This is a genomic window from Mesorhizobium sp. M1A.T.Ca.IN.004.03.1.1 (assembly GCF_003997555.1).
Classification (GTDB): Bacteria; Pseudomonadota; Alphaproteobacteria; order Rhizobiales; family Rhizobiaceae; genus Mesorhizobium.
On record NZ_RZTV01000001.1, the window covers coordinates 639,151 to 653,833 of the forward strand.

Genomic DNA, 14,683 nt, shown 5'->3' on the forward strand with positions numbered 1-14,683 from the left:
ATGCATTTCGTATTCTACACCCATTCCGTCGTTTCCGATTGGAACCATGGCAATGCGCATTTCCAGCGCGGCATCATGCGCGAGCTTATTGCGAACGGACACCACGCCCTCGCGCTCGAACCCGCGGACGGTTGGAGTCGTTCGAACCTTCTGGCCGAGCAAGGCCCCTTCGCCGTCGAGCGCTTCCGGAAGGATTTTCCCGAGCTGATGCCGGTGACCTACGATGCGTCCTTCGATCACGAGGCCTGGATTGCGAAGGCGGATGTGGTGATCGTCCATGAATGGACCGATCCAGATCTTGTGGCGCGGATCGGGCGGGCCAAGCTCAACGGTGGCAAGTTCACGCTGCTGTTTCACGACACGCATCACCGCGCCGTGTCGGCGACGCAGTCGATCTCGGCACTGAACCTGGAGCACTATGACGGCGTCTTGGTCTTCGGCGAGGCGTTGCGGGAGAGCTACCTTCGCGCCGGCTGGGGCCGACGGGCTTTCACCTGGCATGAAGCAGCGGACGAACGGTTGTTCAAACCCTCTCCCGATGTCGACGCCCTATCGGATCTGGTCTGGGTCGGCAACTGGGGCGACGACGAACGCAGCGCCGAAATCCAGGAGTTCCTCGTCGCGCCGTCACGCGAGCTTGGCCTGTCGGGAACCGTTCATGGGGTGCGCTACCCAGCGCAGGCACGGGCCGCGCTCGCCGTCGCCGGCTTGCGCCATGAGGGCTGGATCGCCAATGCCGACGTCCCGAAAGCGTTCGCGCAGCATCGCGTGACCGTGCACATCCCGCGCCGACCCTATCGGGAACATCTGCCGGGCATTCCCACGATCCGCATGTTCGAGGCATTGGCCTGCGGCATTCCCCTCGTCTCTGCGCCATGGTCGGACGTCGAAGAGCTGTTCCGTCCCGGCAAGGACTTTCTGTTTGCCCGCGACGGCGCCGAGATGCGCCAGCACCTGCGCGACGTGCTGCACGACGCCGGGCTTGCCAAGGCTCTGGCGGCAGCCGGGCTGGAAACCATCCTGGCGCGGCACACATGCCGGCGCCGCGCCGACGAATTGTTCGACATACTCGCCGCATGCGGCAATCGCCATGCGGCCGACGGGTTGCCAGCAAGGGAGGCCGCCGCATGAAGATCGCCTTTTACGGATCCAGCCTGCTGTCGTCCTATTGGAACGGCGCCGCCACCTATTATCGCGGCCTGCTGAAGGCACTTTCCCGGCGCGGATACGACATCGTCTTCTACGAGCCGGATGCCTTTGACCGGCAGAAGCACCGCGACATCGAGGTTCCCGACTGGTGCGACGTCGTCGTCTACGAGGCGACGCCGGATGCGCTGATGCAGGTCGCTTGCTGCGCCGAGCAGGCCGACATCGTGGTCAAGGCAAGCGGTGTGGGCTTCGAAGACGAAGCGCTGTTGCGCGCCGTGCTCGACCACGCCCGCAATGACGCGCTGACGGTGTTCTGGGACGTCGACGCCCCGGCGACGCTCAGCGAGTTGCGGAACGATGCCGCCCATCCTCTCCACGAGGAGCTCAAAAGGATCTCCCTCGTGCTGACCTATGGCGGCGGAGATCCCGTCGTGTGGGACTATAGGGCGCTTGGCGCCGCCGAATGTGTGCCGATCTACAACGCGCTCGATCCCGAGACGCATTTCCCCGTCGCCCGAGATTCCCGCTTCGCCTGCGATCTCGCCTTTCTCGGCAATCGCCTGCCGGATCGCGAGGCCCGCGTGGAAGGCTTCTTCCTCGAGCCGGCCGGTGCGCTGGAGGACCAGAAGTTCCTGCTCGGCGGATCAGGCTGGGGCGACAAGCCGATGCCGGCGAATGTCTCCTGGCTCGGCCATGTCGGCACTCGAGACCATAACGCCTTCAATGTCACGCCGAAGGCGGTGCTGAACATCAGCCGCGACAGCATGGCCAGCAACGGCTTTTCGCCGGCAACGCGGGTGTTCGAGGCGGCCGGCGCCGGTGCATGCCTCATCACCGACGCCTGGGCCGGTGTCGAGCTGTTCCTTACGCCTGGCGAGGAAATCCTGGTGGCGCGAGACGGCGCCGACGTTGTCGAGATCATGTGCACGCTCACACCAGGGCGCGCAAAGGCGATCGGGGCGGCAGCGCTTCGGCGTGTTCTGGCCGAGCACACCTACACACTGAGGGCTGAACGGGTTGACGCAATCTTAAAGGCGCATTTCGAGAGCGAGACCGTGGAGGCCGCAGAATGACGAAGGCACTCGATATCGTGTTCCTGGGTCTTTCTCTGTCCTCTTCCTGGGGCAATGGCCATGCGACGACGTTTCGGGGGCTGCTGCGGGGCCTCGACGAGCTCGGCCATCGCGTCACCTTCTTCGAACGCGACGTGCCCTGGTACGCGCACCACCGCGACCTGCGCGACCCCGATTATTGCGACTTGCGCTATTACGACACCGTCCAGGAGCTTCGTCGCAGCCATGAACGAGACCTTCAGCAGGCCGATGTTGTGGTCATCGGCTCGTTCGTGCCTGAAGGCAGGGCGGTCATCGACGACCTCGCGTCGCTGTGCACCGGGCTATTCTGCTTCTACGACATCGACACGCCGGTGACGCTGGCCAGGATTGCCGAGGATGACTGCGACTATCTCGCGCGTCGGCAGATTCCCTATTTCAACCTTTATTTCTCCTTCACGGGCGGACCGACCCTCCATCGCCTGGAGCTCGAATTCGGCGCGCGTCGGGCCGAACCGCTCTATTGCTCCGTCGACCCCGAGCGGCACCATCGAAACCGAAATGTGATCAAATGGGACCTAGGCTATCTCGGCACCTACAGTCCGGATCGGCAGCAGACCCTGGAAACGCTTCTGCTCGAGCCTGCGCGTCGACTGCCGGATCGACGCTTCGTGGTCGCGGGCTCGCAATACCCGCACGATATCGACTGGCCCGACAATGTCGAGCGGATCGAGCACCTGCCGCCGGCCGAGCATGCCGGCTTCTATAACCGGCAGCGCTACACGCTGAATGTGACACGCACTTCGATGGTCGAAGCCGGATGGTCGCCCAGCGTCCGGCTTTTCGAAGCAGCGGCGTGCGGGACGCCGATCATCAGCGATCGCTGGCCAGGCCTCGACAGTTTCTTTCCGGCTACGGCGATACAGACGGCCGGCAGCGCAGATGATGTGACGGGAATTCTTCTGGGACAGCCCCACCGCGCCAGGCTCAGCATGGCCAGGCAGGCCCATTCGCTGGTCCTGGAAAGACACACCGGAGTTGCTCGGGCACGAGAGTTCACGTCGATGCTGGCGCGAGCAAGGCAGACACGTCCGGTGCTCGATCTGGATGTCGAAAGTGCAGCATGACAGGCAGACAGGAGAACACACAGATGCGGCGTTCAAGAAAGGCCCAACAGACACGGACGGCGCTTGTCGCCGGCGGTGCCGGTTTCCTCGGTTCGCACCTATGCGAGGCCCTGTTTGGCATCGGCTATCGCGTGATCTGCATCGACAACTTTCTCACCGGCCGAATGGAGAACATTACGCCGCTTATCGGCCAATCGCGCTTCCGGTTGATCGAGCAGGATATCTGCAGCCCGCTGGAACTGGGTGAACCGGTCGACCGTGTCTTCAACCTGGCATGCGCGGCGTCACCGCCCCGCTACCAGGCCGATCCCGTTCATACCACGCGCACCTGCGTGATCGGGTCGCTCAATCTCCTCGAGCTTGCCGTTCGCGACGGTGCACGCTTCCTGCAGGCATCGACCAGCGAAGTGTATGGTGATCCCGAGCAGCATCCGCAGCGTGAGGACTATCTCGGCCATGTGAACTGCACCGGCCCGCGCGCCTGCTACGACGAGGGCAAGCGCACTGCGGAGACGCTTTGCTTCGACTACCTTCGGGCCGATCGGGCCGACGTGCGTGTCGCCCGTATCTTCAACACTTATGGCCCAAGGATGGACCCCGCCGACGGTCGCATCGTCTCGAATCTGGTCATGCAGGCACTTGAAAAGCGGCCGATGACGATATTCGGCGATGGCCGGCAGACGCGATCCTTCTGCTACGTCACCGACCTGGTCGAAGGCCTGCTGCGGCTCATGGACATCGAGCCCAATCCGCGCCAGCCGATCAATCTTGGCAACCCGGGGGAATTCACCGTCCTCGAACTGGCGAGCCTGGTGAGGGAACTGACCGGCACCAGGTCGCCCGTGAAATTCCTGCCTTTGCCGGAAGACGATCCCCGCCGGCGACGCCCCGACATAGCGCGTGCGAAGGAGCTTCTCGGATGGGCCCCCAAGGTACCTCTCCGGCAGGGCCTGCTGCAAACGGTCGTTTACTTCGCCGAACTCGAAGGCAGCGCGACCGTGTCGCCCGCCGCCGCGACCAACAGGTCCGGAGCAGACGGATTGGAAACCGGCAGCCCGCAGGATCCCGATGCGTCCCGCGTTCTTTTCACCGAAGCGGAACATCCGACCGAGATTCTGGTTGGGCCCGATAACCGGCACGGAGAACGCAGTCGTGCAGTCGAAGCGATCAGCCAAGGACATCGAGCAGATGGCGGCCGCGGAAACCGCCGCCTTCCTGCGACGAGCCTCCATCACCTACCTCGAATGTTGCGTCAGCCTGATGATGACGCATCTTCAACGCGAAGAAGTCGCAACCATCCTCGAGCGGGAAGCTGACATGCTGCGCAGGCTGGACTGAGCCCCCAGCGCCTCAGATGAATGACGAACAAATAGCATATGAGCCCCGCAGTCTGAGGTCCGAACGTCCACCTCGCCAATGAAGGGGACCCGATATGAGTCTCGGCACAATCCTCATTATTATCCTGATCTTGTTGCTGATCGGCGCGATCCCGGCCTGGCCGTATTCGTCGGGCTGGGGCTATGGGCCTTCGGGCGTGCTCGGCGTCATACTTGTCATCCTGGTGATCATGGCGCTCATGGGCCGGATTTGAGGCCGAGCGGGCGAGATTCGATTAGCCGCACTCCGAACGTCGCGTCCTGCGCTGGCCGTTCGGAGACAACCCGGCAACGGGAGTCTTGAACGTCGACCGCATCGGCGAATTTTCCACCTCTCAAGGAACATTCCTGACCGGTCACAGTTCGGCGCGAGGAACTTACCTCCAACAATAGAGGCGGCGGTTTCGTGACATCGAAAAAGGTTCGCATCGGCATCGTCGGTGTCGGCAATTGCGCATCCTCCCTAGTGCAAGGCCTCACCTATTATCGTCAGGCAAAAAGCAACGAGCCGATCCCCGGGCTGATGCATGCCGATCTCGGCGGCTACCATGTCGAAGACATCGAGGTCGTCTGCGCCTTCGACGTCGCCAAGAGCAAGGTCGGGCGCGATGTGGCCGAAGCAATCTACAACGCCCCGAACAACACCTTCCGTTTTGCCGATGTGGCGCCGATCGGCGTGCGCGTGCAACGCGGACCTACACTCGACGGCATCGGCAAATATCTGCGCGATGAAATCGAGGAAGCGAATGAGCCGGTCGCCGACGTGACCGCAGGCCTTCGGGAAAGCGGGACCGAGGTGCTGGTGTCCTATCTGCCGGTCGGCTCGGATGCGGCAACCCGCTATTATGCCGAATGCGCGTTGGCGGCCGGGTGCGCTTTCGTCAACTGCATACCGGTCTTCATCGCTTCGCGGCCGGAATGGCGCCGCCGCTTCGAAGAGCGCGGCCTGCCCCTGATCGGAGACGACATCAAGAGCCAGGTCGGCGCTACCATCGTTCACCGGCTGCTCGCCAATCTGTTTCGGGAGCGCGGGGTGCGCATCGACCGCACCTACCAGCTCAACTTCGGCGGCAACACGGACTTCCTCAACATGCTGGAGCGTGAGCGGCTGGAATCGAAAAAGATCTCCAAGACGCAGTCGGTCACCAGCCAGATCGATGTACCGCTCGAGCCCGGCAACATCCATGTCGGACCCAGCGATCATGTGCCTTGGCTCACCGACCGCAAATGGGCCTATATCCGGGTCGAAGGCACGACCTTCGGCGGCGTCCCGCTGAATGCCGAACTCAAGCTGGAAGTCTGGGATTCGCCCAACTCCGCCGGAGTGGTCATCGACGCGGTGCGCTGCGCCAAGCTGGCGCTCGATCGCGGTATCGCTGGGGCGCTCACCGGGCCTTGCAGTTATTTCATGAAGTCTCCGCCGGAGCAGTTCACCGATGCCGAAGCCCGCCTGCGCACCCTCGCCTTCATAGCCGGTAGGGGCGAGCCGATGCTCGACGCCGCGGAATGACAACGACTATTTTCCTCGTGCGGCATGCTGCGTATGACAATGTCGGCCGCTATCTGGCAGGCCGCCAGGATATCGATCTTGGCCAAACCGGCCAGGCACAGACGCTGCGTCTGGCCGGCCGTCTGGCGAGGGAACCGCTCGCGGCCATTTTCAGCAGCCCGCGCAAGCGCACCTTGGAAACCGCGAAACCGATCGCTGTCGCCTGCAATATCGAGCAGATCGGAATCTGCCAGGAATTGGACGAGATCGATTTCGGCGCTTGGTCCGGCAAGACATTCGAAGAGCTGGCCGATGACGCCGCCTGGCGGATGTGGAACGACCAGCGACAGAGCGCCCGAACACCGAGCGGCGAGACCATGCAGGACACCCAGCAGCGGATCGTCGACCTCATGGACGTGCTGCGCGAACAGGCCCCAAACCGATGCGTTGCACTGATCAGTCACGCGGACGTCATCAAGGCTGCGGTGTGCAAGGTGCTTGGCCTTCAGCTCGGCGACTGTTTTCGCTTCGACATCGAACCTGCCTCGATCACCACCGTCGTCCATGGCGACTGGGGCTCTAAGCTCATTCGCCTGAACGAAATCGCCTGACTGGAGCTGCCCGATGCGCATGGTGATCTTCGGCCTCACGGTCACCTCTTCCTGGGGAAACGGACATGCCACGCTTTGGCGCGGGCTGATACGCGCGCTGGCGCCACTCGGCTGGTCGATCAGCTTCTTTGAGCGCGACACGCCCTACTATGCCGGCGCAAGGGATCTCACCCATCTCGATGGCGGCCACGTGGTGCTCTATCCGGGATGGGATGATATTGCCCAGGCTGCGGCAATCGCGGTCCGGCAGGCTGACGCGGTCATCGTCACCTCCTACTGCCCGGATGCTGTTGAAGCCTCACGCCTCGCGCAGGAGAGTTGCCGTGGGCTCAAGGTGTTCTACGATCTTGATACCGCGGTGACGCTCGCGCGCATCGAGCAGGGCGAGCAGCCTCCCTATTTCGGTCCGGAAGGCCTTCGCGATTTCGATTTGGTGCTGAGCTACACCGGCGGCGAGGCACTCGGTGCGCTCAAGTCCATGCTGGGGGCGCGCCGTGTCGTGCCGCTCTACGGCCATGTCGATCCGGAGCGTCATCGGCCGGCAAAGTCCAGGCCCGAGTTTGCGGGCGATCTGTCCTACCTCGGCACTTATGCCTCGGATCGCCAGGCCGGCGTCGAGAAGCTGCTCGTCGCGCCCGCCGTCCGGCTGCCGGATCGCCGTTTCGTCATTGGCGGCGCTCAATATCCGCAGGAGTTTCCGTGGAGCGACAACATCTTCTTCGTCAGGCATTTGCCGCCTGCCGATCATCCGGCCTTCTTCTGCTCGTCACGTCTCACCCTGAATGTCACCCGCGAGGCCATGGCGCGCAAGGGCTGGTGCCCCTCCGGCCGGCTGTTCGAAGCGGCTGCCTGCGGCGCCGCCATCGTTTCCGACGACTGGCCGGGTCTGGACGACTTCTTCGAGCCCGGCTGCGAAATCCTGCTTGCACATTCCACCGACGATGTGGTCGCCGCGCTCGGTTTATCGGACGGCGAGCTCGAGGCGTTGCGCCGCCGAGCCCGCGAACGCGTCCTCGACGAACACACATCCGCACGCCGCGCCGCGGAACTGGACCGGATTCTGGTCGAAGCCGCCACCGCGCCAGCAAGCGAACCGATGAAGGAAACCGTCTGATGTTGGGTATCGTGCCTGCGGCGGGGCGCGGCAGCCGCATTCAACCGCTGGGTTTTTCCAAGGAACTGCTCCCGGTTGGCAGCCGGATGGACGGGCAAACCGAGCGTCCGTGCGCGGTCAGCGAGTATCTGGTGCGCCGAATGGTGCGCAACGGCGTCGACAGGATCTGCTTCATCATCGGTTCGGGTAAGTCCGATATCCTCGAATACTATGCGGCCGGCTATGACAGCGCGGCCGCGATTTTCGTGGCCCAGCCCTCTCCCGTCGGTCTTTGCGACGCGATCTTCCGCGCCGCCCCTCTCGTCGCGCCGCAAGAGACCGTCCTGATCGGTCTGCCGGACACGATCTGGTTCCCCGAGGACGGCTTCTGCCATCTGCCGGACGACCGGCTGTCATTCCTGCTGTTTCCTGTAGACCGTCCCGAGCTTTTCGACGCCGTGGTTGTCGATCAGGACGGCCGCGTCGAGCAGATCCAGGTCAAGCAGCAGGACGCAGCCACGGACTGGGTCTGGGGCGCGTTCAAGATGCCGGGCTTCACCTTTCAGCGGCTCGCGGCGCTTTGGCGCGAGCGGGACGGCTGCGACGAGTATTTCGGAACGCTGGTCAATGCTTACCTTGCCGTCGGCGGTGAAGCCTGGGGCGTCAAGGCAGGCTCGGCCTATGTCGATGTCGGCACCTTCAACGGCTACCGCACGGCGCTCCGGCTGCTTGAAAACAACGACGCCTCGGAAGACGAAGACACAGCGATATTCGTGCCGCCGAGCCGCTCGCAGGTGCCATCCTTGCCAGGCGAAGGAGGCTGACCGTGCTGCATTCCGACGCGGAAATTCGCCGCCGCATCGATGCGCTTGGACCGTGGTTCCACAACATGGAACTGGCGGGCGTGGAGACCGCTCCCGACCATTTCCTCGGCAACTATCCTCTGGTGAAATGGCAGAAATTCGCGGATGCGATCCCGGCCGATCTCTCGGGCAAGTCGGTGCTCGATATCGGCTGCAACGCCGGGTTCTATTCCATTGAAATGAAGAAGCGAGGCGCCGATCGCGTGCTCGGCATTGATTTCGACGTGGACTATCTGACGCAAGCGCGTTTCGCCGCCGAAATCGCCGAGTGCGACATCGAATTCCGGCAATTGTCGGTCTACGACGTCGGCGCGCTCGGCGAGACCTTCGACATCGTGCTCTTCATGGGCGTGCTTTACCATCTACGCCACCCGTTGCTGGCGCTCGACCTGATCCGCGAGCATGTTGCGCGCGACTTGATGGTCTTCCAGTCGATGCAACGCGGGAGCAGCGAAATCCTCGCGCTCGAACAGAACTATGATTTTTGGACGCTCGACCTGTTCGATCGAACCGAATTCCCGAAGCTGCACTTCATCGAGCACCGCTACGCCGACGATCCGACCAACTGGTGGATCCCGAACCGCGGCTGCATCGAGGCGATGCTGCGCAGCGCCGGCTTCCAGATCCTGCTTCACCCGGAAGACGAGGTCTACTTCTGCCGCGCGTCCGATGAGCCGGCGGGTGAAGGTGCGGTCTACCCGTCGAAAGGACGAAATGATGATTGAAGCCGCCATGATCTGGAATGAGCCCAACAACAAGTCGCATTGGGACCCAGAGCTCGATCCGGACTGGAGCCGCTTCGCCGGCATGAGTATCCTGGCGGCGGACGCGATCGGGCTTGAAAACCCGGCGATCACCAGAGTGCTTGGCGGCATTTCGCCGATCGATGCCGGCTTCATGTCGCTGATCAAGGGATATGGTGTCCTCGACCATGTCGATGCCGTCGCCGTGCACGGCTTCCCGCTGGACTGGAACCTTTGGCAGATCCACGAATGGCCGCAAAAGCTCGGCGAGATCGCCGAAGTCACCGATCTGCCGATTTGGATCAGCGAAGTCGGCGTGTCGAGCTTCGGCGCCGAGGAGGTCCAGGTCTGGGGCCTGCGGCGGACGGCGGAGCTTCTGCTTGGCAACGCGCCCCGCGTCCAATGGTATAGCCTTTATGATTTGCCTCATGCTTGGGGAGCGACCACACGGCATCGCGAGGTGGAAGGCTCTTCCTATTACCGTCATTTCTACATGGGTCTTCTGCGCGAGGATGGCTCGCCCAAGCCCGCGCTCGAAGAGTTCGTGCGGCACACTCCGGAAATGGGCCTCGTCCAGTGGTTCCATTTCGAGGACCACCGGCTGGACGACGCCGTCGCCTGGATGAAGCGGCTGGGCGTCACCAGTCTGCGCACCGGCCTCTCTTGGGCCGACAGTTTCAGACCGAATGCCCTCGATTGGTTCGATCGCCAGATGGAAGCCCTGGCAGACTTCAACGTCACCATCACTTTCTGCTTCACGCCCGAGCACCGAGGCCTGCAGCCCCATCACACCAGCCCGCCACAGGCGCCCGAAGAGTTCGCCGAATTCTGCGCGAAGATGGTGCGCCGCTACGCACCTGGCGTGCGCGACGCCGCGATTCCCATGCGGCGGGTCTCGGCCGCATGAGGTCACTTCGGCTCGATCAGCCATGACGCTTACAGTGCTCAACGTCGCCTATCCGCTTGCGCCTGTCGGCCTCGATGCGGTCGGCGGCGCCGAGCAGGTGCTGTCGATGCTGGATCACGCACTGGTCAGGCAAGGCCATCAATCCATCGTCGTCGCCTGCCGGGGCTCCAGCGCGGCCGGAACCTTGGTCGAGACGCCTGCCGAAACAGGCGCGCTCGACGAGACGGCAAAGAGCCGCGCCCAGGACGCGCACCGCGCGGCGATCGCAGCCGCGCGTGCGCGCTGGCCGATCGATGTCGTCCATCTGCATGGCATCGATTTCGATGCCTATCTTCCCGATGACGGCCCCACGCTCGTGACACTGCACCTGCCGCTTGCCTGGTATCCGGCCGGAGTGCTGAGCCCGGCCCGTGAAGACCTGTGGCTGCACGCGGTCTCGGAGGCGCAGCAAGCAACCGCGCCGGCCGGATCGAGACTGATCGCGCCCATCCCAAACGGGGTTGACGTCAATGCGCTTGCCGCCCCCCGGTCGCATCGCAATTTCGCGCTCGTGTTAAGCCGAATATGCCCGGAAAAAGGCATCCACCTGGCGATCGACGCCGCGAAGCGCGCTGGAGTGCCGCTTGCAATAGGAGGGCAGATATATCCCTACCGGACACATGTTCAGTATTTCGCCGACGAGGTGGAGCCTCGCCTCGACAGGCGGCGGCGTTTCCTGGGACCGCTCGGGTTTTTCGCCAAGCGGCGCCTTCTCAACGCCGCCCGCTGCCTGGTCATTCCGAGCCTCGCCGCGGAGACGAGCTCGCTCGTTGCCATGGAAGCCCTCGCCTGCGGCACGCCGGTTGTGGCCTTCCCGAATGGCGCCCTGCCCAATGTCGTTGAGCACGGCAAGACCGGGTTCCTGGTCAATGATATCGACGAGATGGCGATAGCCATCGACGCTTCGGCCGACCTCGACAACGAAACATGCCGGGCCGAGGCGCGAGATCGGTTTTCGCTCGATCGCATGGTTTCGGCCTATATGGATGCCTATCGGGCATTGGCAAAGCTCGGCGATTCCCGAGCACGGTTGGGAGCCGCCGGGTGAGCGGCCTGCGTGCCGATGTCATCCGCGACCAAGAAGCGCTCGACGGTCTAGAGCAGCATTGGTGGCCGCTCTGGTCGCAATGCAGCTCTGCTACGCCTTTCCAGTCACCCGCCTGGCTCCTGCCATGGTGGCGGACATTCGCGCCGGGCGATCTCTCGGCGATCGCCGTGTGGAACGGAAACGATCTCGTCGGCCTGGCACCACTCTACCTCGAACGGCACGCTTCCGGTTTGCGCCTGCTTCCGATCGGAATATCGCTGAGCGACTATCTCGATATTCTTTGCGCACCCAAGTTCGAAGAAGCCGTCGGTACCTTGATTGCCGAGACTGTGCTTTCGCTCGAATGGTCGCAATGGATCCTGCCGGACCTTTCGAGTGAAGCCGCATCCCTGGAGCTTTTGCTGCCCGATATCGAAGAGAGCCGATCTACCGGCCATGCCGCCTGCCCCGTGCTTGCCTTGGCTGGCGACGAGACGCTTGCAGGCTGCGTTCCCGCGCGGCGAAGACGCCAGCTGCGTCGCGCGCTGCGAGCCGCGCAACGGAGAGGCCGGGTGACGATCAACCGGGCGGAGGCCGCGCCGGAGATATTTCTCGGTCAGCTGATCCGCCTGCACGACGCCCGCTGGGCCGGACAGGGCGGCGGCGTGCTGACGCAAAGCGCGATCGAGTTTCATCGCAATGCCTTGCCCCGTCTCGCCGCGAGCCATTTGGCGCGGTGCTGGCTGATGGAAATCGACGGCGCCGTCGTCGGCGCCTATTACGGTTTTCATCACCACGACCGCGCCTATGCCTATCTCGGCGGCTTCGACCCCGCTTACGCATCGGAGAGCCCCGGCGCCATTCTGATCGGCAAGGCTATCGCCGAAGCCGTTCAGGACGGCGCGCGAGAGTTCGATTTTCTACGCGGCCGGGAGAGCTACAAATACAGCTGGGGAGCAGAGGACCGATGGACGGTGCAAAGGGTCTGGACCCGGAGCGCCTCGCCATGACCACAGCAGAGCGAGTGAGGTCGACCGCGAGGCATATCCTCGAGGATTGCATGGCGACCGACCTGTCCGCCGAAGTCGCGGTCGCCAGATTGGCCGTCGAGACGGATATCCGCGCGCCAGAATTGGCGGACGTCGCATTGGACATGCGTGCAAGCGCTGTCGAGCAAAGAGGCTGGCTCGAGGACATAGCCGTGCTTCTTTCGGGCAAGGCAGATGCCTTCGATAGTCTGAGGTCAACGGCAGCTTCGGTTTGTCATGACCGTCTGCGCGGCGAAACCGGTGAGATGACGATCCGCCGGCTGGCCGGGGGCTTTGACGAAGCGGTCGCCATCTCTCCGGCGGCCAGCGTCCAACTTTCGTCGCTTGGCGACGAGGAAAAGCTTTCTGCTGCAACGGCCGAAATCGTCTCCTGGCTGGAGCGACAGGATTTTACCGGCGCGGATAAGACAATACTCGATATCGGCTCCGGCATCGGCCGCTTCGAATGCGCGCTCCACGCCAGAGCGGAGCATATCGTCGGCATCGATATCTCCCCCAGGATGATTGCCGTCGCGCGCCGACGCTGCGCCGGTCTTGGCAATGTTGAATTCCGCCGGACCTCGGGCCTCGATCTTGGCGAATTCGTCGACGCGGGTTTTGATGGCGTGCTGGCGGTCGACAGCTTCCCTTACCTGGTACTTGCCGGCGTCGCCGAACGGCACTTTATCGAAGTGGCGCGCGTGTTGCGGCCGGGAGGGATGGCGGCAATCCTGAATTATTCATACCGGATGTCGCCCGCCGCCGATTCCTCCGACATCCGCCATCTCGCCCGAATATGCGCCATGGACGTCCTCATCGATGGTGAGATGCCTTTCCGTCGATGGGACGGCACCGCCTTTCTTATTCGTCGTACCGGCGGAACATAACCGACGGACCGAAGTTCGGCTCCCAGACCACTTGCGCAGAATCTAGAAGACCCAGGAGAAGAAGATGGCGTCCGGCGGTAAGAAACACATGGGACGCGGCAGTCAGGGCAAAGGTGCAGGGACCGGAGCGAAGACGACGGTTCCGAAAGACATGATTGGCGAAAATGACGTCCTGTCGAACCGGGATAAGAAACAGCATACAAAAGAACGCGGCCTCGACAGCAATCGGATCAAGTCCGATCAGTATCAGGACCACGCGGCAAACCGGATCCCGGAAGACTGATCTTGCGGCGAATATCGCAAGACTTTGCAGGCTCGCAACGGATCAGTTCAGGCAAAGGGTTTTCGCTCCGCCACGATCTGCTGCGGGGCTGAAGCTGATCGGCGGCTGGAAGCGCCTTGCAAACTCCGGCCGTGTATGGTCTCAAGTGAATCTCGAAGGGGCCACATTTGCTAAGAGAATGCCATGTCTCGTCCGAGCCAGCGCGATCCCGTCAGCCAGGCAAGCCTGGGCATAGACCAAGAGATCGCGTCGTTGTTGACCGCCATTGAGCAGGAAAAAGTTCCTGATCGCCTGGCTAAGCTCGCGATCGAGTTGCAGAATGCGCTGATCGAGAAGCGCCGGTGCAAAAAGGAGAACTGACGACAAGCCTCATCGATGCCTGTCAGCGCTTCTGTCCCAGTGATCTTCCGCGAGATGGTCGTGTCTTTCGACCAGCGCTTGCGATGAGCTTTCATCGAGGAATTCCAGGACGCTTGCACGCGCGCGGTTGAGACGGCTTTTAACGGTCCCGACCGCGCAATCGCATATCTCCGCGGTTTCTTCGTAGCTGACGCCCAGCACACCGATTAGCGTCAGTACCTCGCGCTGATGTATCGGAAGCTTCTGGATGGCGCGGTAGACCTCCTTGGTCCGAACGGACCAGTCCTGCGAGGCTTCCGAAATCGGCCGGCTGGAGGCGCAGTCAAGCAAACCGGGCGCTTCCCTAGCTGCCGCCTTGACCCGCGTGTAATGCGTATTGCGCATGATGGTGAAAAGCCAGGACTTCAATCGCGTCCCCGGCTCGAACTTGTCCAAATTCGCAAGCCCCTTGGTCAGGGTCTCCTGCACCAAATCGTCGGCATCATCGGGCAAGCGGCAAAAAGTGCGCGCAAAAGCACGCAAGGCAGGAATGAGGTCGACGACAGCGACCTCGCCCGGTACGCAGTCAGGCACGGCATGGCCTTTGGGTAACACGGTTCTCACCCCAGCAGAGAGAGTTGATGGGCATTGATTAGGGAGAATGCGTGAC

16 protein-coding genes and 1 pseudogene are annotated in these 14,683 nt (G+C 62.8%); 16 read left to right on the forward strand and 1 reads right to left on the reverse strand.

Features of this window, described 5'->3' with window-relative positions; translation table 11 throughout:
• The 16 genes and pseudogenes from EOD29_RS02970 to EOD29_RS35785 all read left to right on the forward strand — a co-directional run bounded on the left by EOD29_RS02970 (position 1) and on the right by EOD29_RS35785 (position 14,034).
• On the forward strand, positions 1 to 1,131 hold the full coding sequence (locus tag EOD29_RS02970; protein ID WP_127245883.1) for a glycosyltransferase: 1,131 nt from the start codon (positions 1 to 3) through the stop codon (positions 1,129 to 1,131).
• Positions 1,128 to 2,222 (forward strand): glycosyltransferase, encoded by a 1,095-nt coding sequence (locus EOD29_RS02975; protein WP_127245884.1) that lies wholly within the window; start codon positions 1,128 to 1,130, stop codon positions 2,220 to 2,222. Before EOD29_RS02970 ends, EOD29_RS02975 begins: the two co-directional genes overlap by 4 nt.
• Positions 2,219 to 3,328 carry a glycosyltransferase gene (locus EOD29_RS02980; protein ID WP_127245885.1) on the forward strand — a complete coding sequence of 370 codons (1,110 nt, stop codon included), beginning with the start codon at positions 2,219 to 2,221 and terminating at the stop codon, positions 3,326 to 3,328. The genes EOD29_RS02975 and EOD29_RS02980 overlap by 4 nt, the downstream gene beginning before the upstream one ends.
• A gap of 23 nt (positions 3,329 to 3,351) precedes the next feature.
• Positions 3,352 to 4,305, forward strand: a pseudogene (locus EOD29_RS02985) (UDP-glucuronic acid decarboxylase family protein); the annotation flags it as partial.
• 455 nt (positions 4,306 to 4,760) lie between these two features.
• Positions 4,761 to 4,919: a DUF3309 domain-containing protein gene (locus EOD29_RS02990; protein ID WP_066991972.1), complete on the forward strand. Its 159-nt coding sequence runs from the start codon at positions 4,761 to 4,763 to the stop codon at positions 4,917 to 4,919.
• Positions 4,920 to 5,110: 191 nt separating this feature from the next.
• Positions 5,111 to 6,214 carry an inositol-3-phosphate synthase gene (locus EOD29_RS02995; protein WP_127245887.1) on the forward strand — a complete coding sequence of 368 codons (1,104 nt, stop codon included), beginning with the start codon at positions 5,111 to 5,113 and terminating at the stop codon, positions 6,212 to 6,214.
• The gene (locus EOD29_RS03000) at positions 6,211 to 6,804 is read left to right on the forward strand and encodes a histidine phosphatase family protein (protein WP_127245888.1); all 594 of its coding nucleotides are present in this window, start codon (positions 6,211 to 6,213) and stop codon (positions 6,802 to 6,804) included. The genes EOD29_RS02995 and EOD29_RS03000 overlap by 4 nt, the downstream gene beginning before the upstream one ends.
• 13 nt (positions 6,805 to 6,817) lie before the next feature.
• A complete protein-coding gene (locus tag EOD29_RS03005; RefSeq protein ID WP_127245889.1) occupies positions 6,818 to 7,918 on the forward strand; it encodes a glycosyltransferase in 1,101 nt (366 codons plus the stop codon).
• Complete coding sequence (locus tag EOD29_RS03010; RefSeq protein WP_095827599.1) at positions 7,918 to 8,721, forward strand: sugar phosphate nucleotidyltransferase; 804 nt, start codon at positions 7,918 to 7,920, stop codon at positions 8,719 to 8,721. Before EOD29_RS03005 ends, EOD29_RS03010 begins: the two co-directional genes overlap by 1 nt.
• 2 nt (positions 8,722 to 8,723) lie before the next feature.
• Entirely contained in the window at positions 8,724 to 9,485 is a 762-nt protein-coding gene (locus EOD29_RS03015) for a TIGR04290 family methyltransferase (RefSeq protein ID WP_095827600.1), read from the forward strand.
• A complete protein-coding gene (locus tag EOD29_RS03020; RefSeq protein ID WP_127245890.1) occupies positions 9,478 to 10,410 on the forward strand; it encodes a beta-xylosidase in 933 nt (310 codons plus the stop codon). Before EOD29_RS03015 ends, EOD29_RS03020 begins: the two co-directional genes overlap by 8 nt.
• Before the next feature lie 22 nt (positions 10,411 to 10,432).
• Complete coding sequence (locus EOD29_RS03025) at positions 10,433 to 11,497, forward strand: glycosyltransferase (RefSeq protein ID WP_127245891.1); 1,065 nt, start codon at positions 10,433 to 10,435, stop codon at positions 11,495 to 11,497.
• Complete coding sequence (locus tag EOD29_RS03030) at positions 11,494 to 12,486, forward strand: GNAT family N-acetyltransferase (RefSeq protein ID WP_127245892.1); 993 nt, start codon at positions 11,494 to 11,496, stop codon at positions 12,484 to 12,486. The genes EOD29_RS03025 and EOD29_RS03030 overlap by 4 nt, the downstream gene beginning before the upstream one ends.
• A gap of 284 nt (positions 12,487 to 12,770) precedes the next feature.
• Positions 12,771 to 13,391 (forward strand): class I SAM-dependent methyltransferase, encoded by a 621-nt coding sequence (locus tag EOD29_RS03035; protein ID WP_245475194.1) that lies wholly within the window; start codon positions 12,771 to 12,773, stop codon positions 13,389 to 13,391.
• 64 nt (positions 13,392 to 13,455) lie between these two features.
• Positions 13,456 to 13,674: a hypothetical protein gene (locus EOD29_RS03040; protein WP_066992288.1), complete on the forward strand. Its 219-nt coding sequence runs from the start codon at positions 13,456 to 13,458 to the stop codon at positions 13,672 to 13,674.
• Between the two features lie 183 nt (positions 13,675 to 13,857).
• Complete coding sequence (locus tag EOD29_RS35785; protein ID WP_082953720.1) at positions 13,858 to 14,034, forward strand: hypothetical protein; 177 nt, start codon at positions 13,858 to 13,860, stop codon at positions 14,032 to 14,034.
• A gap of 9 nt (positions 14,035 to 14,043) precedes the next feature.
• Here the strand turns inward: EOD29_RS35785 and EOD29_RS03045 are convergent, their stop codons facing one another.
• A complete protein-coding gene (locus EOD29_RS03045; protein WP_067320579.1) occupies positions 14,044 to 14,607 on the reverse strand; it encodes a sigma-70 family RNA polymerase sigma factor in 564 nt (187 codons plus the stop codon).
• Positions 14,608 to 14,683: the final 76 nt, after the last annotated feature.

What these genes read in the sequence shown, in the direction of transcription:
- EOD29_RS02970 (WP_127245883.1), top strand. Translation starts at nt 1, where the DNA reads ATGCATTTCGTATTCTACACCCATTCCGTCGTTTCCGATTGGAACCAT.
- EOD29_RS02975 (WP_127245884.1), top strand. Translation starts at nt 1,128, where the DNA reads ATGAAGATCGCCTTTTACGGATCCAGCCTGCTGTCGTCCTATTGGAAC.
- EOD29_RS02980 (WP_127245885.1), top strand. Translation starts at nt 2,219, where the DNA reads ATGACGAAGGCACTCGATATCGTGTTCCTGGGTCTTTCTCTGTCCTCT.
- EOD29_RS02990 (WP_066991972.1), top strand. Translation starts at nt 4,761, where the DNA reads ATGAGTCTCGGCACAATCCTCATTATTATCCTGATCTTGTTGCTGATC.
- EOD29_RS03000 (WP_127245888.1), top strand. Translation starts at nt 6,211, where the DNA reads ATGACAACGACTATTTTCCTCGTGCGGCATGCTGCGTATGACAATGTC.
- EOD29_RS03005 (WP_127245889.1), top strand. Translation starts at nt 6,818, where the DNA reads ATGCGCATGGTGATCTTCGGCCTCACGGTCACCTCTTCCTGGGGAAAC.
- EOD29_RS03010 (WP_095827599.1), top strand. Translation starts at nt 7,918, where the DNA reads ATGTTGGGTATCGTGCCTGCGGCGGGGCGCGGCAGCCGCATTCAACCG.
- EOD29_RS03020 (WP_127245890.1), top strand. Translation starts at nt 9,478, where the DNA reads ATGATTGAAGCCGCCATGATCTGGAATGAGCCCAACAACAAGTCGCAT.
- EOD29_RS03025 (WP_127245891.1), top strand. Translation starts at nt 10,433, where the DNA reads ATGACGCTTACAGTGCTCAACGTCGCCTATCCGCTTGCGCCTGTCGGC.
- EOD29_RS03035 (WP_245475194.1), top strand. Translation starts at nt 12,771, where the DNA reads ATGACGATCCGCCGGCTGGCCGGGGGCTTTGACGAAGCGGTCGCCATC.
- EOD29_RS03040 (WP_066992288.1), top strand. Translation starts at nt 13,456, where the DNA reads ATGGCGTCCGGCGGTAAGAAACACATGGGACGCGGCAGTCAGGGCAAA.
- EOD29_RS35785 (WP_082953720.1), top strand. Translation starts at nt 13,858, where the DNA reads ATGTCTCGTCCGAGCCAGCGCGATCCCGTCAGCCAGGCAAGCCTGGGC.